Annotated in this window: 14 protein-coding genes; 6 read left to right on the forward strand and 8 right to left on the reverse strand. The window is 74.0% G+C overall.

Features of this window, described 5'->3' with window-relative positions; translation table 11 throughout:
- Positions 1–58: 58 nt before the first annotated feature.
- From ABZS58_RS39205 to ABZS58_RS39225, 5 genes are all read left to right on the forward strand, one after another.
- Positions 59–7,624 (forward strand): amino acid adenylation domain-containing protein, encoded by a 7,566-nt coding sequence (locus ABZS58_RS39205; RefSeq protein ID WP_354788647.1) that lies wholly within the window; start codon positions 59–61, stop codon positions 7,622–7,624.
- Positions 7,624–8,979, forward strand: coding sequence for an MFS transporter (locus ABZS58_RS39210; RefSeq protein ID WP_354788649.1), 1,356 nt, complete (start codon positions 7,624–7,626; stop codon positions 8,977–8,979). Before ABZS58_RS39205 ends, ABZS58_RS39210 begins: the two co-directional genes overlap by 1 nt.
- Positions 8,980–9,037: 58 nt before the next feature.
- Positions 9,038–10,207 carry an NAD(P)-dependent oxidoreductase gene (locus ABZS58_RS39215; protein ID WP_354788651.1) on the forward strand — a complete coding sequence of 390 codons (1,170 nt, stop codon included), beginning with the start codon at positions 9,038–9,040 and terminating at the stop codon, positions 10,205–10,207.
- Positions 10,200–11,510: a lipopolysaccharide biosynthesis protein RfbH gene (gene rfbH / locus ABZS58_RS39220; protein ID WP_354788652.1), complete on the forward strand. Its 1,311-nt coding sequence runs from the start codon at positions 10,200–10,202 to the stop codon at positions 11,508–11,510. Before ABZS58_RS39215 ends, rfbH begins: the two co-directional genes overlap by 8 nt.
- A 115-nt stretch (positions 11,511–11,625) precedes the next feature.
- Positions 11,626–11,817, forward strand: coding sequence for a hypothetical protein (locus ABZS58_RS39225; protein ID WP_354788653.1), 192 nt, complete (start codon positions 11,626–11,628; stop codon positions 11,815–11,817).
- Between the two features lie 49 nt (positions 11,818–11,866).
- Here the strand turns inward: ABZS58_RS39225 and ABZS58_RS39230 are convergent, their stop codons facing one another.
- The 3 genes from ABZS58_RS39230 to ABZS58_RS39240 are packed head-to-tail and all read right to left on the reverse strand — an operon-like array spanning position 11,867 to position 14,814.
- Positions 11,867–12,676: an SDR family oxidoreductase gene (locus ABZS58_RS39230; protein WP_354788655.1), complete on the reverse strand. Its 810-nt coding sequence runs from the start codon at positions 12,674–12,676 to the stop codon at positions 11,867–11,869.
- 9 nt (positions 12,677–12,685) lie between these two features.
- Entirely contained in the window at positions 12,686–13,891 is a 1,206-nt protein-coding gene (mqnC, locus tag ABZS58_RS39235; RefSeq protein ID WP_354788656.1) for a cyclic dehypoxanthinyl futalosine synthase, read from the reverse strand.
- A 23-nt stretch (positions 13,892–13,914) separates the two neighbouring features.
- Positions 13,915–14,814 (reverse strand): menaquinone biosynthesis protein, encoded by a 900-nt coding sequence (locus ABZS58_RS39240; RefSeq protein WP_354788657.1) that lies wholly within the window; start codon positions 14,812–14,814, stop codon positions 13,915–13,917.
- A 149-nt stretch (positions 14,815–14,963) separates the two neighbouring features.
- Between ABZS58_RS39240 and ABZS58_RS39245 the strand changes: the two genes are divergently transcribed.
- Positions 14,964–16,184: a nucleotide disphospho-sugar-binding domain-containing protein gene (locus ABZS58_RS39245; RefSeq protein WP_354788658.1), complete on the forward strand. Its 1,221-nt coding sequence runs from the start codon at positions 14,964–14,966 to the stop codon at positions 16,182–16,184.
- Between the two features lie 7 nt (positions 16,185–16,191).
- Here the strand turns inward: ABZS58_RS39245 and ABZS58_RS39250 are convergent, their stop codons facing one another.
- From ABZS58_RS39250 to ABZS58_RS39270, 5 genes are all read right to left on the reverse strand, one after another.
- Positions 16,192–17,502: a hypothetical protein gene (locus ABZS58_RS39250; protein WP_354788659.1), complete on the reverse strand. Its 1,311-nt coding sequence runs from the start codon at positions 17,500–17,502 to the stop codon at positions 16,192–16,194.
- A complete protein-coding gene (locus ABZS58_RS39255) occupies positions 17,499–18,050 on the reverse strand; it encodes a SigE family RNA polymerase sigma factor (RefSeq protein ID WP_354788661.1) in 552 nt (183 codons plus the stop codon). Before ABZS58_RS39255 ends, ABZS58_RS39250 begins: the two co-directional genes overlap by 4 nt.
- Before the next feature lie 144 nt (positions 18,051–18,194).
- A complete protein-coding gene (locus tag ABZS58_RS39260) occupies positions 18,195–19,097 on the reverse strand; it encodes a hypothetical protein (protein ID WP_354788663.1) in 903 nt (300 codons plus the stop codon).
- Complete coding sequence (locus ABZS58_RS39265; RefSeq protein WP_354788664.1) at positions 19,084–19,632, reverse strand: hypothetical protein; 549 nt, start codon at positions 19,630–19,632, stop codon at positions 19,084–19,086. The genes ABZS58_RS39260 and ABZS58_RS39265 overlap by 14 nt, the downstream gene beginning before the upstream one ends.
- A gap of 202 nt (positions 19,633–19,834) precedes the next feature.
- Complete coding sequence (locus tag ABZS58_RS39270; RefSeq protein ID WP_354788665.1) at positions 19,835–20,380, reverse strand: RNA polymerase sigma factor; 546 nt, start codon at positions 20,378–20,380, stop codon at positions 19,835–19,837.
- Between the last annotated feature and the right edge of the window lie 130 nt (positions 20,381–20,510).

Below are 20,510 nucleotides of genomic sequence, written 5' to 3' on the forward strand. Positions count from 1 at the left end.
GTGTTGCCTGTCAGCAGACGCGGCGTGACGACGCCCGCGCGCGACGGAGGGACCCCCGATGAGCACCAGCACCAGCCCGGAGCGCCTGTCAACCGACGTGCGCAGCCTGGTGGAGCAGCGGCTGGCGCGACTCACCGCCGGGCCGCCCGCGCCGACGATCACGCCCGGCAGCGGTCCCCGTCCGGCGTCCCCCGCGCAGCAGCGGCTGCTGTTCCTGGAGCAGCTGAACCCCGGCACCCCGACGTATCACGTGATCTTCACGCTGCGGATCGACGGGCCGCTCGACGCCGACGCCCTGGAGCGGTCGTTACGCGGCGTCGAGGAGCGGCACGAGATCCTGCGCACGACGTACCGGCGGACGGACGCAGGGCAGGAGCAGGTGACCGGGCCGGTCAGCCTCCGGCTGCGGCGGGTGGACCTGCCCGGCGCCGACGACACCGCGCTGGACGAGCTGACCCGCGACGAATACCAGCGGCCGTTCGACCTACGGGAAGGGCCGGTGTGGCGAGCGGTGCTCGCCCGCACCGGCGACGACCGGCACCACCTGGTCCTCAGCCTGCACCACATCGCCTTCGACGGCTGGTCCGTCGACATCCTCGCCCGGGAGCTGTCCGCCGGGTACGCGGCCGAGCTGGGCGACGGCCCGGCACCGGCCCCGATTCGGTTGCAGTACGCCGACTACGCCGCCTGGCAGGTCCGCCGCCTCGCAGACGGTGGCTTCGACCGGCAGCTCGCCTACTGGAGCGGGCAGCTCGCCGACGCCGCCCAGCGCCTCGAGCTGCCGTCGCCGGGTCCCGGCGCCGCCGGCGCCACCGGCGGTGACCGGCTGAAGGCCAGGGTCGGCGCCGACGTCACCGCCGCGGTCCGGGCCCTCGCCCGCGCGCACAGCGCGACCCCGCACGCGGTCATGCTGGCGGCGCTGCACGCGCTGCTGCACCGGTACAGCGGCCAGCGCGACATCCTCATCGGCACCCCCGTCGCGAACCGCGCGCTGCCGGAGGTGGAGCCGCTCATCGGCCTGTTCGTCAACACGGTCGTGGTCCGCGCCGACGTCGAGCCGCGGCTGCCGTTCGCGGAGCTGCTGGGGCGGGTCCGCGACGCGGCGACCGCCGCGCAGAGCAACCAGGACGTGCCGTTCGAGCAGGTCGTCGCGGCGCTGCCGCTGACCCGCGACACCGACGCGACCCCGCTGTTCCAGGTGGTGTTCGACTGGAACAGCTCCGCCGCCCGGACCGGCACCACGGTGCGGCTCGGCGCGGCCCGGATGACCCTCGTCGAGCGGTTCCGTCCGGACACCGCGAAGTTCGACCTCGTCGTCGCGGTCAGCGAGCACGCCGACGCGCTGGAGGTCGAGCTGGAGTACCGGCGCGACGTGTGGGACGAGCCCGCCGCCCGCCGCGCGATGCACCACTACCTGAACCTGCTCGGCGCCGCCGTCACCGACCCGCGGCTGCCCGTGGACCGGCTGCCGCTGCTGGAGGAGACCGAGCACGCGCTGGTCACCGAAGCCTGGCAGGGGCCGGTCCGGGTGCACACCGACCTGCCCGACCTCACCGCCCGGATCGCCGCCCGCCGCGACAGCGACGCGGTCGCGCTGGTCCAGAGCGGCCGCCAGGTCACCTACCGGGAGCTGATGACCCGCGTCGACCGGCTAGCCGCCCACCTGCGCGACGCCGGCGCCGCCCCCGACCGGCCCGTCGGCGTGCTGCTGCACCGGGGCATCGACATGATCGTCGCGATCGTCGCGATCGTGCGGTCCGGCGCACCCTACCTGCCGCTGGACCCGGACCACCCGGCAGACCGCACCGTCACCGTCGTCCGGGACGCCGGCGCCGGACTCGTCGTCACCGACACCGCGCTGGCCGCGGTCCTCGACGGCACCGGCGCCCGTGCCGTGCGGGTCGACGCCGAGCGCGACCTGATCGCCGCCCGGCCCGAGCGGTGCCCGGACCCACGGATCGCCGGCGAGCACCTCGCCTACGTCTTCTACACGTCAGGGTCGACCGGGCGGCCCAAGGGCGTCATGGTCAGCCACCGCGCCGCCCACAACCAGGTGCACTGGCAGGTCGACCGCTTCGGCCTCGGCCCCGACGCGACCGTGCTGTTCAAGACCAACGTCACCTTCGACGACTCGGTCGTGGAGATCTTCGCCGCGCTCTGCAGCGGCGCCCGGCTGGTCATCGCCGAGCCCGGCGGCCACCGCGACCCCGCCTATCTGCGCTCGCTGCTCGCTGCCGAGCAGGTCACCTACGTGCGGTTCGTGCCGACGATGCTCGCGGCGCTGCTGGCGTACGGCGGCGACACCCCGCTGCCCGCGCTGCGGGTGGTGAAGAGCGCCGGCGAGGCCCTCACCCCCGAGCTGCGCGGCAGGTTCCTCACGTCGCTGGGCGCGGAACTGTACAACGCGTACGGGCCGACGGAGACCGCCGTCAACGTCACCGCCGACCGGTGCCGCCTCGACGGGGACCCGCGGGTGCCGATCGGCGCCGCGACCACCAACGTGCGCTGCTACGTGCTCGACGAGGCGCTACAGGTGCAGCCGGTCGGCGTGCCCGGCGAGCTGTGCATCGGCGGGGTGCAGCTGGCCCGCGGCTACCTCGGCCGGCCCGACCTGACCGCCGACAGGTTCGTGCCCGACCCCTACGGCCCGCCCGGCGGCAGGCTGTACCGCACCGGCGACCTCGTGCGGTGGCGCGCCGACGGCCTCATCGACTTCCTCGACCGGGTCGACCGGCAGGTGAAGCTGCGCGGCTTCCGGGTCGAGCTCGGCGAGATCGAGTCGGTGCTCACCGCCCGGGTCCGGCACGCCGCCGTCGTCGCCCGCGACGACCGTCTCATCGCGTACGTGACCCCCGGCGACACCGTCCCGGACCCCACCGAGCTGCAGACCTGGCTGCGGTCGCGGCTGCCGGAGTACATGGTGCCGGCCGCGGTCATGGTGCTGCCGGCGCTGCCGCAGCTGTCCAGCGGCAAGGTCGACTACAAGCGGCTGCCGGACCCGCCGGACGTGACACCGGACCGCGCCGGGTACACCGCACCGGAGGGCGCCGCCGAGGAGGCCCTCGCGGCGCTGTGGTCGGAGGTCCTCGGCGTCGAGCGGGTCGGCCGCGACGACGACTTCTTCTCCCTCGGCGGCCACTCGATCCTCGCGGTGCGGCTGCTGTCGCGGGTGCAGCAGACCCTCGGCGTCGACGCGCCGCTGAAATGGGCGTTCGACGCGCCGACCCCCGCCCGGTTCGCCGAGCTGATGGAGCGCGCCGCGAGCACCGGGCCGCAGCTGCCCGCGGTCCCGGCCGCGACCGGCCCGGTGCCGGAGCTGTCCGCCGCCGAGGCCGGCCTGTGGCTCGTTGACCAGCTCCACCCGGCCGACCCGTCCTACGTCGTGCCGGTCGTCAGCCGGCTGCGCGGCGCCCTGGACGCCGACGCCCTCGTCGCCGCGCTGACCGCGCTGCCGGCGCGGCACGACGCGCTGCGGACCACGTTCGTCACCGACGGCGGCGAACCCCGCCGGGTCGTCGCCGACCGGCTCGACCTCACCGTGCGCCGGCACGACCTGCGGGGGGTGGAGCCCGCGGTCCTGGACGACCTCATCGAGGAGGTCACCGGCACCGGGTTCGACCTGGCCGTCGCGCCGCTCATGCGGGCCGCGCTGATCACCGTCGCCGACGACGAGCACGTCCTCGCGCTCGCGTTCCACCACGCCGTCGTCGATGCCTGGTCGATGAACGTCCTGCACGACGACCTCGTCACCGCCTACGAGGCCGCCGCCGCGGGCCGCCCCCAGCCGCCGGTCCCCGCCCGCCGCACCGCCGCGGACTACGCGCGCTGGCAGCGCGGCCTCACCGGCGGCGACCGGCTCGACGCCGAGCTCGCCTACTGGCGCACCCGGCTGCGGGACCTGCCCGCCGGTCCGGACCTGCCCGCCGACCGGCCCCGGCCGGTGACCCCGGACCCGGCCGGTTCCGCGCACCGCTTCACCGTCCCGGCCCCCGTCGCGACGGCGCTGCGCGACCTCGCCGGCGCCGAGGGCGGCACCCCGTTCATGGTGCTGCTCGCCGCGTACGTGACGCTGCTGCACCGCTGGACCGGCAGCGACGACGTGGTCCTGGCGATGCCGGTCGCCGACCGGGCCCGGCCGGAGCTGGAGCAGGTCGTCGGGATGCTGCTCAACACCGTGCTGCTGCGGGTCCGGGTGACCGGTGCCGCCACGTTCCGGGACCTCGTCCGCGACGTGCGGACCGCGGTCGTCGAGGCCTACGAGCACCGGCAGCTGCCCTTCGCCCGGCTCGTCGAGGCGCTGCGGCTGGACGCGGCGGCGGTCACCCGGTACACCGTCACCATCGACCAGACGCCGGCCGTGGCGACCCTCGCCGGTGGGGTGACGCTGCACCCCGAGCCGTTCGTCCCGTCGTCGGCGAAGGCCGAGCTCAACCTGTCCTTCGAGGACGGCCCCGACGGTTTGCAGGGTTCGCTGCTGTTCCAGACGGCCCGCTTCGACGCCGGCCGCGTGGCCCGCACCGCCGGGCACCTGCTGACGCTGCTCGCCGGTGCCGTCGCCGCCCCCGACACGCCGTTGCACCGCCTGGACCTGCTCGACCCGGCGCAGCGGGAGGCGCTCACCGGCGACGAGCCCGCCGACCGGCCGGCGCCGACGTGCCTGCACACGCTCGTCGACGACGAGATCATCCGCCGCCCGGACGCCGTCGCGGTCGGCCCGTTGACCTACCGGGAGCTCGGCGAACGCGCCGGCGACCTGGCCGCGCGGCTGCGCAGCGCCGGGGTGCGGGCCGGTCACGTCGTCGGCATCGCCCTGCCCCGCGGCGTCGACCAGGTCGTCGCGGTGCTCGCCGTGCTGCGGACCGGCGCCGCGTACGTCGCGCTCGACCTGCGCCACCCCGAAGCCCGGCGGGAGGCCGTCCTGCGCGACAGCGGCGCGCACAGCCTTGTCACCGGCCTTGTCACCGGCGGCCGCACCGACGGCGTCGCCGTGCACCGCCTCGACCCCGCCGCGACCGCCCTGTCCGGCGACGGCCGGCCCAGACCACGGTCGGTGGCGTACCTCGCCTACACCTCCGGGTCGACGGGAACACCGAAGGGGGTCCGCACCCCGCACGCCGCCGCGGCCGGTTACCTCACCGAATACCTGCTGCCGACGTTCCGGCTCGGGCCCGCCGACACCGTCCTGCAGCTGCCGGCGCTCGCCTTCGACGCGTCCGTCCGGGACCTGATCGGTCCCCTGGCCGCCGGCGCGCGCGTCGTGCTGCTCGGCGACGAGCAGGCCACCGACGCGGCCGCCATCCTCGACGCGATCGACCGGGAGGGCGTCACCTGCCTGCTCAGCGTCGTGCCGACCCTGCTGCGGTCACTCCTCGCCGAGGCCGCCTCCCGGCCCGGCACCGGCGACCGGCTGCGGCTGATCCTCACCGCCGGGGAGGTCCTCGACCGGCACGACGCCGCCCGCGCCCGGACCCTGTTCGCGGGGCGGCCGGCGATCGTCAACCAGTACGGGCCGACCGAGGCCACCATGACCACCACCTGGCACCCCGTGGACGCCGCATCCGGCGGGCACGGCGGCGCGCCGATCGGCGTCCCCGCGCCCGGCGCCCGGGTGTGGCTCGTCGACCGGGCCGGTGACCTCGCCGCCACCGGCGTGCCCGGCGAGGTGTGGATCGGCGGTGACCGGCTCGCCGACGGCTACCACGGCCTGCCGGCGCTGACCGCGGCCCGCTTCGTGCCGGACCCGTTCTCGAGGGTTCCGGGGGCTCGCGCGTACCGGACCGGCGACACCGCGGTCCGCGACGCCGACGGGGTGCTGCACTTCGTCGGCCGCGACGACGACCAGGTGAAGATCCGCGGCATCCGGGTCGAGCCCGGTGAGGTGGAGGCGGTCCTGCGCGGGCTGCCCGGCGTCGCCGAGGCCGCCGTCGTCGTCACCGGATCCCCGGCCCGCCTGGCCGCGTTCGTGGCGCCCGATGGTGTCGATGTCGCCGCGGTACAGGCCGCGCTGCGCTCGCGGCTGCCGGAGCACCTGGTGCCCGCGACGCTCCACGCGATGCCGGCGCTGCCGCGCACCACCAACCAGAAGGTCGACCGGAAGGCCCTCGCAGCGGTGCCCCTCGCGGCGCCGGTCGCGGACCCGCCGCGGTCCGGCACCGAGCGGCGGGTCGCCGCCGTGTTCCACGAGGTGCTGCGCACGGAGCTGCCGGACGCCGGGCCGGTCGGCCGCGACGACGACTTCTTCGCCCTCGGCGGGCACTCGCTGCTCGCCGCCCGCCTCGCCGCGGCGCTGCAGGCCGCGTTCGGAAGGGCCGTGCCGCTGCGGGCGGTCTTCGACCTGCGCACCGTGGCGGCGATCGCGGCTGCCGTGTCCACGCTGGACCCGGCCACGTCCACAGTGGACGCGGCGGGTGACGACCGGGCGACGCCCGCGCAGACGTTCATGGTGCGGCACCGGGGAGCCGGTGCGGCGTACCACATCGGCTTCGCCGCCTGGCTGGACGGCGCCCTCGACGTCGTCGCCCTCGCGCGGGCCGTCGACGCCGTCGTGGCCCGGCACGCCGCGCTGCGCACCAGGTTCCCGGCGGGCGGCGCACGCGCGGTCGTCGAGCCCGTCCTGCCCGCCGACATCACGGTCCAGGACGTCAGCGGCCCGGCCGCGGCCGTCGCACTGTCGGAGTCGCGCCTCCGCCGTCCGTTCGACCTCGGCGACGGCCCACTGGTGCGGGCCACCATCGCCCGCGCCGCCGAGGACCGGCACCTGTTCGCGTTCGCCGTGCACCACGCCGTCGCCGACGGGTGGTCGCTCAGCGTCATCCAGCGCGACATCGCCGCGTACTACACCCACCTCACCGGCGGTGGCCGGCCTGCGCTGCCCCCCGTCGCCGGGTTCGCCGCCCGCACCGCCGCCCCCGACCTGTCGTTCTGGGACGACCTGCTGCGCGACGTGCCCCTCGACGTCAGCGCCGCCCCCGACCGGCCCCGCGCCGGGACCTGGTCCCTGGCCGGCGACATCCACCGCTTCACGCTGCCTCCCGAGCTGTCCGCAGCGGTCCGGAAGACGGCCGACGCGACCGGCGCCACCACGTTCATGGTCCTGCTCGCCGCCGTCCAGGTGTGGCTGGCCAGGCAGAGCGGCACCGAGCGGTTCCTCGTCGCGGTGCCCGTCGCCGACCGGCCCGCCGCCGCGCAGGACGAGGTCGGGCCGTTCGCCAACGTCGTCCCCGTCCCCGCCGACCTCACCGGCGCCCCTACGTTCCGGGACCTGGTCGCGCGGGTGCGCGGCACGATGCTCGGGATCTGGGAGCACCAGGAGACCCCGTTCGAACTGCTCGCCGAACGGCACGACCCCGCCGCCGCGGACGGTGACCGGCCGCCGCTGTGCCGCTTCATGTTCGCGATGCAGAACCTGCCGCCGGGCGCGGACGCCATGGCCGGGCTGCGGGCGGAGCACGTCGACGTGGAGCGCGGCACTTGCCGCTACGACCTGCACCTGCGCTGCCGGGAGACCCCGGACGGGATCAGCGGCTGGGTCGAGTACAGCACCGCCCTGTACGACGCCGCGACCGTCGAGGACCGCCTCGCCGGACTGTTCGATCTGCTCACCGACCTGACGGAAGGCGTCTGATGCGGCTGTTCCATGTTCTCTGGGCGGGCCAGGCGGTCTCGCTCATCGGCTCGTCGGTGACCGCGTTCGGCGCCGGCATCTGGGTCTACGACCAGACCGGCTCACCGACCGCGTTCACGCTCATGGTCCTCGCCGCGACGCTGCCGGGCATCGTGCTGCTCCCGCTCGCCGGCGCGCTCGTCGACCGGTGGGACCGCCGCCGGGCGATGCTGCTCAGCGACGCCGGCACCGCCACCGTCACGCTGCTGGCCCTGATCCTGGTCAGCGCCGGGCTGTTCGCGGTCTGGCAGGTGTACGTCGTCGCCGTCCTGCTCTCGGTGTTCAAAGCCATCCAGTGGCCGGCGTTCTCGGCCCTCGTCGGCGAGATCGTGCCCCGGGAGCACCTGAGCAGGGCCAACGGCCGGGTCGGGCTCGCCGAGGCCCTCGGTGAGGTCCTGGGCGCGGTCATCGCCGGCAGCCTCTACGGCGTGCTCGGGCTGCGCGGGCTGCTGCTCGTCGACGTGGTCACGTTCACCGCGGCGCTCGGCACGATGCTGTGGTCGCTGCGGCGGATGCCGCCCGCACCGGCCCGCTCCCGTGACCGGTCGGCGCCCTTGACCGGCGAGCTCAGCGCCGGGTGGCGCTACATCCGGGCCCGGCCGGGCCTGTCCGGGCTGCTGCTGTTCTTCGCCGTCAACAACTTCGGCATGCAGTGGGTGATCGTGCTGGTGCCGCCGCTGGTGCTGAGCCTGTCCGGGGCAGTCGCGTACGGCATCGTCGAGGCCGTCGGCTGGGCCGGCATGGTCATCGGCGGTGCCGTCATCAGCGTCACCCGCGAGCCGCGGCACCGGATCCGGGCGGTCCTCACCGTCGCCACCGTGCAGGCGCTGCTCGTCGTCGCGATGGGCGCCGGGCACGCGGTGTGGACGGCCGCGGCCGGCATGTTCGGCATCCTCGCCGGCTACGCCGTGACGAACGCGGTCACCGCCACCCTGTGGCAGCGCAAGACGCCGCAGGAGGTGCAGGGCCGGGTGTTCGCGGTCCGGCGGATGATCGCCTGGTCCGCGCAGCCCCTGGCATACGCGACGGCGGGGCCCCTGGCGCAGTACGCCGCGACGCCCCTGGTCGACCCGGGTGGACTCCTGCACGGGTCGCTCGGCCGGGTCACCGGGGGCGGCACCGCGGGCGGCATCGCACTGGTCTTCCTCGCCGCGGCGCCGCTGCTGCTCGGCATCGTCGTGTTCACCGCGCTGCGCCCGCGGGTGCGCCTGCTGGAACAGGAACTCCCCGACGCCCCGGCGCCGCGGACGCCGGCGGATCCGGCTCCGGCGCAGGACGTCACGCCGGGTGCCGTGCCTCAGCCGACGGCGGTGTGAGGCGGCGATGCGACCGGAAACAGGCCCGAGTCCGGGGAAACCCCCAGACTTGATTTGTATGCGGCACCGATCCCGTTCGTCTGCCGCACGATGGCAGGACGGTGGTGGCGTCGTCGCGGCCACCGTGCTCACCGCGGCCACCGGGGGCGCTGAGGAGGCCGTCATGCACACGACCGGACCGACCCGGGACCCGGCGCCGCACGCGGTGGTGTTCGGGGCGACGGGATTCGTCGGGCGCAACGTCAGCACGATGATGCTGGCGGCCGGCTGGCGGGTCACCGCCGCCGTCCGCGACCCTGCGACCGCCGGCGCGCGACTCGACCCCGGCTGCCGGGCCCTGCGGATCGACCCCGTCCGCGACCGGCTCGAGGACCTCGCCGCCGCGCTGCTGCGGGCCTGGCCCGACGTCGTCGTCAACGCCGCCGGCGCGCTGTGGGGCGCCGCCGGGGCCGACGAGCGGCAGCTGATCGACGGCAACGTGGTGCTCGTCGAGCGGCTCGTGGACGCCGTCGCCGACCTGCCGCCGCGGACCACCGGCGGCAGGGTCAGGCTCGTGCACATCGGCTCCGGATACGAGTACGGCGACCAGCCGCCCGGCATGCCGCTCACCGAGGACGTCATCCCGCGCCCCGTCAGCCGCTACGCACAGACCAAGCTGGCCGGGACCAGTACCGTGGCCGCCGCCGTCAACGCGGGACGCCTCGACGCGGTCGTCCTGCGCATCTCCACCGCCGTCGGCCCGTGGGCGCCTCCGGAAGGGCTGCTCGGCGGCATCGCCCGGCGGATCGCCGAGGACCCGGCGGACGTCGAGCTGCCTCCGCTGCGCGGAGCCCGGGACTTCGTCGACGTCCGCGACGTCGGCGACGCCGTCCTGCGCGCCGCCGAGGCCCTCGTGGTGCCGGCGGTCGTCAACATCGGCGGCGGACGGCTGACCGCCGTCACCGACGTCGTGGACCTGCTGTTGCGGTGTGCCGGGGGCACCGCCCGACCCACCGGCCAGACCGCGCCCGGCGAACGCCGCGACGCGGGGGTCACCGCCACTCCCCTCGACCTCGGCACCGCCCGGCGCGACCTGCGCTGGGAGCCGACCCGCCCGCTCGCTGACGCGGTCGCAGCACTGTGGCTGCAGGCCCGGGCACACCGGCCGGCGCTCCAGCCGGCCGGCACCGGTGGCGCGGCCGCCCCCCATCGAAGCTCTGCAGCGAATGGAGAACCCACGCATGGCTGACGACGTCAAGCAGCTCATCCTGGAGCAGACCCGCAAACTCCACCGCGACCGGGCGGCGGCCGAGCAGGGCTTCGTGCCCGGCGTCACGCACATCATGCCGTCCGGCGCGGTCCTCGACGAGGACGACCGTGCCGCCCTGGTGGAGCAGGCCCTGGAGATGCGGATCGCGTCGGGGGCGACCGCGCTGCGCTTCGAGCGGCTCTTCGCCCGGGCGATCGGCGTGCGCAAGGCGCACCTGACGAACTCCGGCTCCTCGGCCAACCTCCTCGCGGTCGCGTCGCTGACCGCGCCGGAGCTCGGCGACCAGCGGCTGCGCCCCGGCGACGAGGTCATCACCGTCGCGGCGAGCTTCCCGACGACCGTCAACCCGCTGCTGCAGCACGGCCTGGTGCCGGTCTTCGTCGACGTCGACCTCGGCACCTACAACACCACGGTCGAGCGGGTCGAGGCGGCGCTGAGCCCGAAGACCCGCATGGTGATGATGGCGCACACGATGGGCAACCCGTTCCCCGTCGCGGAGATCCGGCAGCTGTGCAAGGACCGCGGGCTGTTCCTCGTCGAGGACAACTGCGACGCGGTGCTGTCGACGTACCAGGGGAAGACGACCGGCACGTTCGGCGACTACTCGACGGTGAGCTTCTACCCCGCGCACCACCTGACGATGGGTGAGGGCGGCTGCATCCTGTCCGACAGCCTGGAGCTGGCACGGATCACCGAGTCGATGCGCGACTGGGGCCGGGACTGCTGGTGCGAGCCGGGGCAGGACAACAAGTGCCTCAAGCGGTTCGACTACCAGATGGGCGATCTGCCGTACGGCTACGACCACAAGTACATCTTCTCCCACGTCGGCTACAACCTGAAGGCGACGGACATCCAGGCGGCGCTGGGCCTGACCCAGCTCACCAAGCTCGAGGACTTCGTCGCCGCCCGCCGCCGCAACTGGTCCCGGCTGCGCGACGGTCTCGACGGCACGCCGGGCCTGCTGCTGCCGGAGGCGACGCCGGGCAGCGACCCGAGCTGGTTCGGTTTCGTCATCACCCTGACCGCGGACGCCGGCTTCGAGCGGCGGGCGCTGGTGGACTTCCTGCAGTCGCGCAACATCGGCACCCGGCTGCTGTTCGCCGGCAACCTGGCCCGGCAGCCCGCATACCGCAACGAGCCGTACCGGGTCAGCGGCAGCCTCGAGAACAGTGACATCATCACCGAGCGCACCTTCTGGATCGGGGTGTTCCCGGGCGTCACCGCCGAGATGATCGACTACATGGTCTCCTCGATCCGCGAGTTCGCCTCCCGCCGCCACTGACCCGCCCGGCAGCGCCATGCTGACCCAGGCAATCGAGCCTCCACCATGAGTGCCCTACCGGCCCGCTTCGGCAGCCCGGTAGGGCAACCGTCTCTTCGGGGGAGGACGGCACATCATGGTGGGTTCGTCGCGTCCTGCTCCTGCGCGCCGCAGGCTGCTCGCGGTGCTGCTGGCGGCGGTCCTGGTGTGGTTCGCGCCGGTGCCCGGCGCGGTGTTCGCGGCGCCGCCGGTGCCGCCGCTGGGGTCACTGCCCGGCACGGCCCACCGCGCGCCGCTGTCGCCGGCCGCACCGGACGGAGGACGGTAGCGGGCCGGCACCCCTTCCCTGAGGCCGGCCCGCAGTTCGTGTGGCGCGTTCAGCGCGTCGGGATCGTCACCGCGCGGTCCAGGTAGCGGTCCAGGAGCTTGTCGAGGTAGCCGGGATCGCCGGGGGCGAAGTCCGGCACGAACGTGCGCAGGAGGTCCAGGGACACCTCCGTGCGCGTGAACGGGCCCGGCAGGTATACCCGGTCCGGCGACACCCGCAGCCGCGTGGCGATCCCGTCGACGATCTCCTCCACGGGCAGCGGCCGGCCGGAGGCGACGTTGACGACGAGGTCGCCGGCGTCGGCGAGGAGCAGCCGGTCGATGGCGTGCATCAGGTCGCGGGCGTCGAGCAGGTCGCGGTGCGCCCCGCGGTACACGGTGACGGTGCCGGTGCCGACCTGCCGCACGATCGCCGGGAGCAGCTGGTGCGGCCGCTGGTGCGGGCCGACCACGTGACTGAGCCGCAGGACGAGGTGGCGCACCCCGGACGCCCGCACGCAGGCCTCCAGGGCGAGCTTGTGCCGCCCGTACGCCGACGGCGGGAACAGCGGGCCGTCCTCCGTCGCCGGCGCGGCGGTGTGGCCGTACATCGCGAACGACGCGGTCGAGAAGTACAGCAGCGTCCGGCCCTGCGCCGCGCACAGGTGCAGCGCGGCGTAGAGCGACTCGGCCTCCCGGTCGAACTCGGCCGGGTCGGTGACGGAGGTGCTGGAGACACCCGCCGCCAGCGCCGTCACGTCCGGGAACCGGTCGCCGAACGCCGCGGCGAGGTTCTTCGCCAGGAACCCGTTGCCGATGATCTGCATGTCATCCTCCCGACCGGGTCGGCGCCGGCGGGTCGCCGGCGCCGCGACAGCCACCCGCGCGGCTCATCCGACCGGTGTCACCTTCAACAGTCGCTGGGGCGCCACCGCGCCGATACCGCCGCCCTCGACCGCGGTCGAGGACAGGTGCGACACCACGCGGTCGTCGGCGGGGTCGTCGGCCGGGTCCTCCAGCACCCGCAGGTGCTCGTAGGTGGTGCTGCGCTGGGCGGGCACCCGGCCCGACGCGCGGATCAGGTGGATCATCTCCAGCAGGTTGGAGCGGTGCTTCGCGCCGGCGGAGGAGACCACGTTCTCCTCCAGCATGACCGAGCCGAGGTCGTCGGCGCCGTAGTGCAGCGACAGCTGGCCGATCTCCTTGCCGGTGGTCAGCCAGGAGCCCTGGATGTGCGCGACGTTGTCGAAGAACAGCCGGGCGATCGCGATCATCCGCAGGTACTCCAGCGACGTCGCCTGCGTCTGGCCCTTCAGCTTGTTGTTCTCCGGCTGGTACGTGTAGGGGATGAACGCCCGGAAGCCGCCGGTGCGGTCCTGCACGTCGCGGACCATGCGGAGGTGCTCGATGCGCTCCTCGTTGGTCTCGCCGGTGCCCATGAGCATCGTGCAGGTCGACTCGACGCCGAGGCCGTGCGCGATCTCCATGATCTCCAGCCAGCGCTCGCCGCTCTCCTTCAGCGGGGCGATCGCCGTGCGGGCCCGCTCCGGCAGCAGCTCCGCGCCGGCGCCGGCGAACGAGTCGAGACCGGCGGCCTTGATCCGCTGGATCGCCTCCTGCGGGCTGACCCCGGACACCTTCGCCATGTGCTGCACCTCGGACGCGCCGAGGGAGTGGATGACCAGCGACGGGTGCGCGTCCTTGATGGCCTTGAACATGCCCTCGTAGTACTCGACGCCGTAGTCCGGGTGGTGGCCGCCCTGGAACATGATCTGGGTGCCCCCGAGCTCGACGGTCTCCGCGCAGCGGCGCAGGATGTCGGTGAGGTCGCGCTCCCACGTCTTGTCGCTCTTCGGCGCGGCGTAGAAGGCGCAGAACTTGCACGCCGTCACGCAGACGTTGGTGTAGTTGATGTTGCGCTCGATGATGTACGTCGCGATGTGCTCGACACCGGCGTACCGGCGGCGGCGCACCGCGTCGGCCGCCGCGCCGAGCGCGTGCAGCGGCGCCGAGCGGTACAGGTCCAGCGCCTCCTCGGGGGTGATGCGTTCGCCTGCGGCGGCTCGGTCGAGCACCGCGCTGGCAGATCCGGGCATGGCAGAGCCTTTCAGGAAGTGGGTCACGGCGTTGACAGCAAGCGCACCTCGACGTCCGGCGGGAAGCCGGCGTCCCGCCCGCCGACCCGGCGGGCGAACTCGGCGATGCCGGCCAGCTGCCGCGCGCCGAGGCTGAAGTCGAGCGCCGTCATGTAGTAGCGGCGCAGGACCGCCGCGTCGAACGGCTCCCAGCGGGCCGCCTGCTCGCACACGGCGTCGACCTCGAGCAGCGACAGGTCCCGCGACGCGAGGAACGCCCGGTGCACCCGCTGCACCGTCGACGGTTCGCGGGCCACGAAGTCGCGGCGGGCGGCGAACACCGCGAAGACGAACGGCAGGCCCGTCCACTCCCGCCACATCTCGCCGAGGTCGTAGACGTGCAGACCGAGCCGCTGCGCGTCGGTGAGCGCGGCGCGCAGCGCCACGTCGCCGATGACCACGGCCGCCGGCGCGTCGCGCAGCATGACGTCGAGGTCGGGCGGGGCAGTGAAGTACCGCGGCCGCACCCCGACGAGGTCACTGAGCAGCAGCTCCGCCAGCCGGATCGAGGTGCGGCTGGTCGAGCCGAGCGCGAGCGGCGCGCCGTCGAGCTGGTCGAGCGGCACCTTGCTCACGATGAGGCACGACATCACGGGACCGTCGCTGCCCACGGCGATGTCGGGCAGGGCGACGAGGTCGTCGGCGTGCTTCAGGAACTCCATCAGGCTGATCGGCCCGATGTCCAGGTCGCCGGCGGTGAGGGCGTCGCTGAGCCCGTCGGGGCTGTCCCGGCGCAGGTCGAGGTCGAGCAGGCTGCCGGTGCGGGCGAGGCCCCAGAACAGCGGCACGCAGTTGAGGAACTCGATGTGCCCGACGCGCGGGCGCACGGGACGGCGCCAGTCGGCCGGTGCGACACCCGTGAGGGTGGCGAGCGGTTCAGGCATCGCGACTCCTGATTTCGAGCGGCCGGGACGACGGTCACTATCCAACACGGAAAGATCGGTCGGCTCCCGATGCACTCGAAGTCTGGGGGTTTCCCGGGTTCTTGCGCCGTGTCCCGCCCGCGACAAGGCCGCGGCGGCATCCTGGGCGGGTGCGCGTGCTGTTCTCCGTCTCGTCCTGGCCGACCCACTACTCCTCGATGGTGCCGCTCGGCTGGGCCCTGCAGGCCGCCGGGCACGAGCTGCGGGTGCTGTGCATGCCGTCGCAGACCGCCGCGGTGGCCGGCGCCGGGCTGCCGCCGGTGCCGGTGCTGGGCGGGGTGGAGGTCGCGGTGCACAACCGGCTCTCCTACGTGCGTGAGGCCCGCGCCGGGCAGTGGCCGTATCCGTGGACGCCGCTGCACCCGGTCACCGGCGCGGCAATGTCCACACTGGACGAATTCGACCTCGGGGACTACCTGCGCACCGACGGTGCCCGGTTCGCCGCGGCGTCCGCGGCCGGTCATGACACCGCCGTGGAGTTCGCCCGCGAATGGCGGCCGGACCTCGTCGTGCATGACCCTGTCAGCACAGAAGGTCTTCTTGCCGCATTGGTGGCAGGTGTACCGGCGGTGCTCGCCCTCTGGGGTCCGGTGGGTACCCACGAGCCGGCACCGGTGCGGATCCTGCCCGACGACCTCGGCGATTCCTTCCCCCGCCACGGTTTCGGTCCGTTCGGCCCCGACCTGATCCGGCACGTGCTCGACCCCTGCCCTGCCGCGGTGGCCGCACCGGTCCGCGGGCAGCGCCTGCCGGTGCGCTACGTGCCCTACAACGGGCCGGGCGTGCCCCCGGGCCGGCTGCCGCGGACCCCGGGCAGACCACGGGTCTGCGTCACGTGGTCCACGGCCCTGAGCACGATGACCGGCCCGCACTCCTACGCCCTGCCCGCGATCGTCGCCGCCCTGACCAGCCTCGGCGTGGAGACGGTGCTCACCGCGACCCGCGAGGACGCCGAGGCCCTCGGCCCGGTCCCTGCGACGGTGCGCCTCCTGGAGCGCTGCCCTCTGTACGCGCTGCTGCCCGACTGCGACGCGGTCATCCACCACGGCGGCGCGGGCAGCGCCATGACCGCCATGGTGACCGGCACCCCGCAACTGGCCATCACGTTCGCCAGCGAACAGTCCCGCCTCGCCGAACGGATCGCCTCCTCCGGCGCGGGCCGGCACCTGCCGGGACACATCGCGACGGTGGAGACGATCCAGGCCGCGGTGGCGGCGCTGCTGCAGGACGTCGCGTACCAGCGGGACGCCGCTGCCCTGCGCCGGGCCGCTCTCGACCGGCCGTCCCCCGTGGACCTCCTGCCCGCTCTGGAGAAGCTCGCCGCCGAATAGGGCGGTGTCACGCCGCGTGCGGCACGATCCGGCGCCACTGCAGGCCGTCGGAGGACACGTAGACGGCGTCGATGGTACTGGCGAGATAACCGCCGCCGGGGACAGGTCGGGGCAGCTCGGCGAGGTCGTCCTCCGGCAGGCCGGCCAGGGTCACCTGGGTGTAGCGGGCGCCGTCCCGGCTGATCGAGAAGGAGCGTCTGCCGTCGCGGCCCCCCAGGTTCACGATCACGTGCCCGCCGTCGGGGGTGAGGTAGGAGAGGCCGCCGCCGTACGACCAGGGCGCGGTGCCGCCGTGCTCCACCTGCTGCCAGGTCTTCCCGCCGTCGGTGGTGCGGTGCACCCACACCCGTCCGCCGCCGTCGATGCCGTGCCCGGTCATCGAGACCACGTACCCCGTGCGGCCGTCCAGGGTCGCGGACCCCACGCTGTAGCCCGAGTTCTCGGCGACCGGGATGTCGGTGAACACGTGCGTCGACCAGTTCCGTCCGGCGTCGACGCTGATCGCCACCGCCGGCTGCCCCGTTGCGGGGTCGACGCCGTCGAGCCACCACGCACCACCCACCGCGTTCCGCACCGCCGTCCCGGTGAACTTGAGCGCCGGCGGGTCGGCCATCAGGGTGTAGCGCGCGAGCCCGGGGTCGCCGGCCCAGATGCCGGCGGTCGCATCCCAGGACCATTCGACCCATCCACCGGCGGCCAGTTGCGACACCGGAGCGTCCTGCAGCTCGACCACCTTCCAGGTCCGCCCGCCGTCGACGCTCACGTAGCCACCGGACGCGGGCAGCGCACCGCCCGAGATCAGCTTCTCGGCCCGCGCCACGAGGACGCCGCCGGGCAGCGCGGTGAGCCGGATCGAATCGAAGGAGCCGAAGTCGCGGTTGCGCATCTGCCACGTCCTGCCCGCGTCGCCGGATGCCAGCAGGTCGCGCTGGCAGCTGTACCAGTCCGGCGGCGAGGTGGTGGCGGTCCCGCAGTCCAGCACCACCGCGTACAGGTGGTCGGGATCGCTCGCCGCGGCGGCGGCGACCGCGCCGTGGTAGTCGCGCGCGGCCTCGGTCGGGGCGGGCTCGGTCGGGGCGGGCTGGCCCGTCTGCCCCGGCTGCGGCTCATGCTGGACCGGGCCGGGGCTCCTGTCGAGGGTGGCGAACGCGACCCCGGCCACCAGGGTGACCACGGCCGCGCCGGCGGCGGTCACCATCGCGGTGACCGTCCGGCGGTGCCGGCGTCGGCCCGCCGCGTACATGTCGCCGGGGCGCAGGCGGCTCGCCGGGGCGGGGGTCCGGGCGAGATCGTCCAGCAGGTCCGCGAGGTCGGTCACGACGTTCCCTCCAGGGCGATGAGCGGCCGCATCCCGGACTCGGGGAGCGGATCGTCCAGCAGCGTCCGTAAGCGGGCCAGCGCCCGCGCGGTCTGGCTCTTGACCGTGCCTTGCGAGCAGCCGAGCACGTCGGCGGTCTCGGCGACGTCGAGCCCCTGGTAGAAGCGGCAGACGAGGGCGGCCCGCTGGCGCGGGGCGAGCTGCCGCAGCGCCGCGGCGAACACGACCCGGCGCGTGGTCGCCTCCGCGCTGTCGTCCGTCGTGCCCAGGTCGGGCAGCTCCGCGTGGCTGTGTTCGCGGCGCCGCCACACCCTGCGGGTCTCGTCCAGGTAGGCCCGGACCAGGCAGGTACGCACGAACGCGTCCAGCGCGGCCCGGTCCCGGATCTTGTGCCAGCCGGCCGCCAGCCGTACGAACGCGATCTGGGTGAGGTCGTCGGCCCAGTACCAGTCGCCGCACAGCAGGTACGCGGCCCGGCGGACCACGTCCCGGCGAGCCGCGAAGTACTCCTCGAACTCCGCGGCGCTGGCGTCCTCAACCCTCGGCATGGCGCCCCCCTTCGCCTATAGGTCCGCACCACCCGGGCGATCGGTTGCGTGCCTCCGCCACGTTTTCTGCCGGCGGGCAGCTGAAGCCCGCGTGGCCGGTCGTGCCGCCATGGTGACCGGAACCCCACAACCACCGCCGGGCGGTCAGCGTCCCGGAGGCCGGTACCACCGGTGCTGCAACCAGCCACGCAGATCTGAGTTGAAGTTGTCGAGACCATCGGCGGTGTCGAGCACCTCCTCGAACGTGCGGCCCGTCATCTCGGCGGGACTCTGGCTGTAGCCCGCGGCCAGCACGACACACTGGACCAGTTCCACCCAGTACTTCGTGCTGGGATCGTTGGACGGCTGCCGCCGGGTGAGCTCGGATCGCGCGGACCCGCCGAATCCGGGACCGTTGCCGATCGGCAGCCCGGGCGGGTCGAGCGCTGGCGCCGGCACACCGTCGGCGGCACCGTTCGACATCGCCGACCCCACCAGGACCGCCCACCGGTCGAGTTGGCAGCTGAGCCACGCCCACTGGACGTGCGCGTGCGTCTCGCGCCGCAGGTCCTCGGCGACCTGCTGGACCTGGACGTGCGTCTCGTCGATGATGCGCCGCCGCTCGACCTCGGCCTCGGTCGCCGACAACACCAGCAGCCGGGCCCGCTCGGCCGCGGCCCGTTGCAACGTGCGGTCGAAGTGGTGACGGGGTGCGTGACTGTCGGCGTTGTGCCGGGACACGTGCGCGGGAGTTCCGTGTCCGCCGGCGGGCCGATTCCCCGGGCCCGTCGGCGTGCGGACGTGCCGGGCACCGACGTTGTGGGTGGTCTCGCTCTGCTTCGCGTGTTCGCGCAACTCCTCGGCCGCCTTGGCGGCCCGCCGCATCGTGGCGTCGGCAGCGGCGAGCGAGGCCTCCTCCCAGCTGGCGGCCTCGGCGGCCCGTTTGATCGCGGCCAGTCTGGCCTGGATGTCGGGCGCCGGAGCGGGCTTGCGGCCGCGGCGCTTCCGCAGCCCTTCGAGGAGCCGTTCGACCTCCGGCGACCGTTCGTGGCGGTCAGCCGACGTCATTGCCACCCACACCTTCGCCGGCTCGTCCGGGCACGGACGAACGGGTCCACCAACGGGCCAGCCTGTTGCACACCTCAACTGTCGGGGCCTCGAACAGCGCCACGATGTGGTGGTCGGCAAGTCGTTCGTAGACCGCTTCGACGAGTGCGCGCTCGTCGGCGTACAGCTCGTCGAGGAGCGCCCGGAGTCCGTCGGCAGTGTCGTACGGCGACCGGGAACCGCCGGCCGCCGGCCGCAACCGGCCGCGGAGGGCGGCGCCTTGCAGCCGGGCACGCAGGAGAAACGTCAACGACAGGGCGTCGAGGAACGGCAGGGACGCATCGACGAGACCGGCCGTGTAGATGGACGCGAGCGCGTTGCCCACCGCATCCGCGGCGTCGTCGGGCTCCGCACCGGTCATGCACAGCAGTTCCACCGCGTCGTCGTAGCAGGACCTGACGAACACGTCGAAGTCCGAGGAGTCGGCGAAGTGGCCGGGTTCGTGCTGTCTGCCGCGGTTCAGGGCCGCGAAGCTGGCGTGGTCGTTCACGAGCATCGGCCGCGTGTGTCGCGAAAGCGGTGCATGTGACCTGCCTCACAGTATTTGACGTTGGGGTGGGCAGCGGCCTCATCTTGATGATGCGCCGGCAGCCAGTTGCTGCTCGGCGCCGAAGCGAGGCGCGGCGTTGTCGTGTCTTGAGGGGGCCCGCCATCCCGCGCTCCGGGCAAAGAGAAGGTCGGGTTGGCGGGCCCAGCTTCTAGGCGGCAGGTTCCAGGTCGAGCTGCATGCCATGGCGTTCCGCGAGCAGCCGGCCCAGCCGGCGACGGGCAAGGGTGAGATTCGAGCGGACCGCCGCGGAGTTCTTGCCCATGATCTCGGCGATCTCGGCGGGCCGGTAGCCGTTGATCACCATCGCGAGCACCTCGCGCTGGGTTCGCGGCAGCAGCCTGATCATGCGCGCGGCATCCTGCTGCTCGTCGACCCGTCGCATGACGTCCGCGGGATCGAGGTTGGACGCGTACCGCACGGCGCCCGGTTCGACCTGCTCGGCCGCGACTCCGGCCGGGATCGCCATCGCCTGCCGGCGCATCGCCCGCATCCAGACGTTGCGGGCAACGACCCGGACCCACGCCGCCGGGGACCGGACATCGTCGGCGCGCCGCAACAGGAGTTCCATCGCACTCTGCACGGCGTCCTCCGCCTCGGCGCGGTCCGCCCCGAACTTGAGAAGGTAATTCACGACCAGCGGAAACTGCTCCTGATAGAAGACGGCAAAACGTTGCCGGCTGAGGTCGTCCTGCATTGACTGCTCCGCTCCGGTCAGCATTCCTCGTTACTGGGCGCGCGACCACGGCCCTGACCCGGCACCTGGAGCTGTCCACGAGGCTCCTCGTCGCCGCGCAGCGCTCGGCGGCCGCGGACGAACGCGCCCG

This window comes from Dactylosporangium sp. NPDC005555, from assembly GCF_040605635.1.
Classification (GTDB): Bacteria; Actinomycetota; Actinomycetes; order Mycobacteriales; family Micromonosporaceae; genus Dactylosporangium.

Coding starts and splice junctions, on each gene's coding strand:
- ABZS58_RS39215 (WP_354788651.1), top strand. CDS start 9,038: ATGCGGCACCGATCCCGTTCGTCTGCCGCACGATGGCAGGACGGTGGT.
- ABZS58_RS39205 (WP_354788647.1), top strand. CDS start 59: ATGAGCACCAGCACCAGCCCGGAGCGCCTGTCAACCGACGTGCGCAGC.
- ABZS58_RS39225 (WP_354788653.1), top strand. CDS start 11,626: ATGGTGGGTTCGTCGCGTCCTGCTCCTGCGCGCCGCAGGCTGCTCGCG.
- ABZS58_RS39255 (WP_354788661.1), bottom strand. CDS start 18,050: ATGCCGAGGGTTGAGGACGCCAGCGCCGCGGAGTTCGAGGAGTACTTC.
- rfbH (WP_354788652.1), top strand. CDS start 10,200: ATGGCTGACGACGTCAAGCAGCTCATCCTGGAGCAGACCCGCAAACTC.
- mqnC (WP_354788656.1), bottom strand. CDS start 13,891: ATGCCCGGATCTGCCAGCGCGGTGCTCGACCGAGCCGCCGCAGGCGAA.
- ABZS58_RS39240 (WP_354788657.1), bottom strand. CDS start 14,814: ATGCCTGAACCGCTCGCCACCCTCACGGGTGTCGCACCGGCCGACTGG.
- ABZS58_RS39210 (WP_354788649.1), top strand. CDS start 7,624: ATGCGGCTGTTCCATGTTCTCTGGGCGGGCCAGGCGGTCTCGCTCATC.
- ABZS58_RS39265 (WP_354788664.1), bottom strand. CDS start 19,632: ATGCTCGTGAACGACCACGCCAGCTTCGCGGCCCTGAACCGCGGCAGA.
- ABZS58_RS39260 (WP_354788663.1), bottom strand. CDS start 19,097: ATGACGTCGGCTGACCGCCACGAACGGTCGCCGGAGGTCGAACGGCTC.
- ABZS58_RS39270 (WP_354788665.1), bottom strand. CDS start 20,380: ATGCAGGACGACCTCAGCCGGCAACGTTTTGCCGTCTTCTATCAGGAG.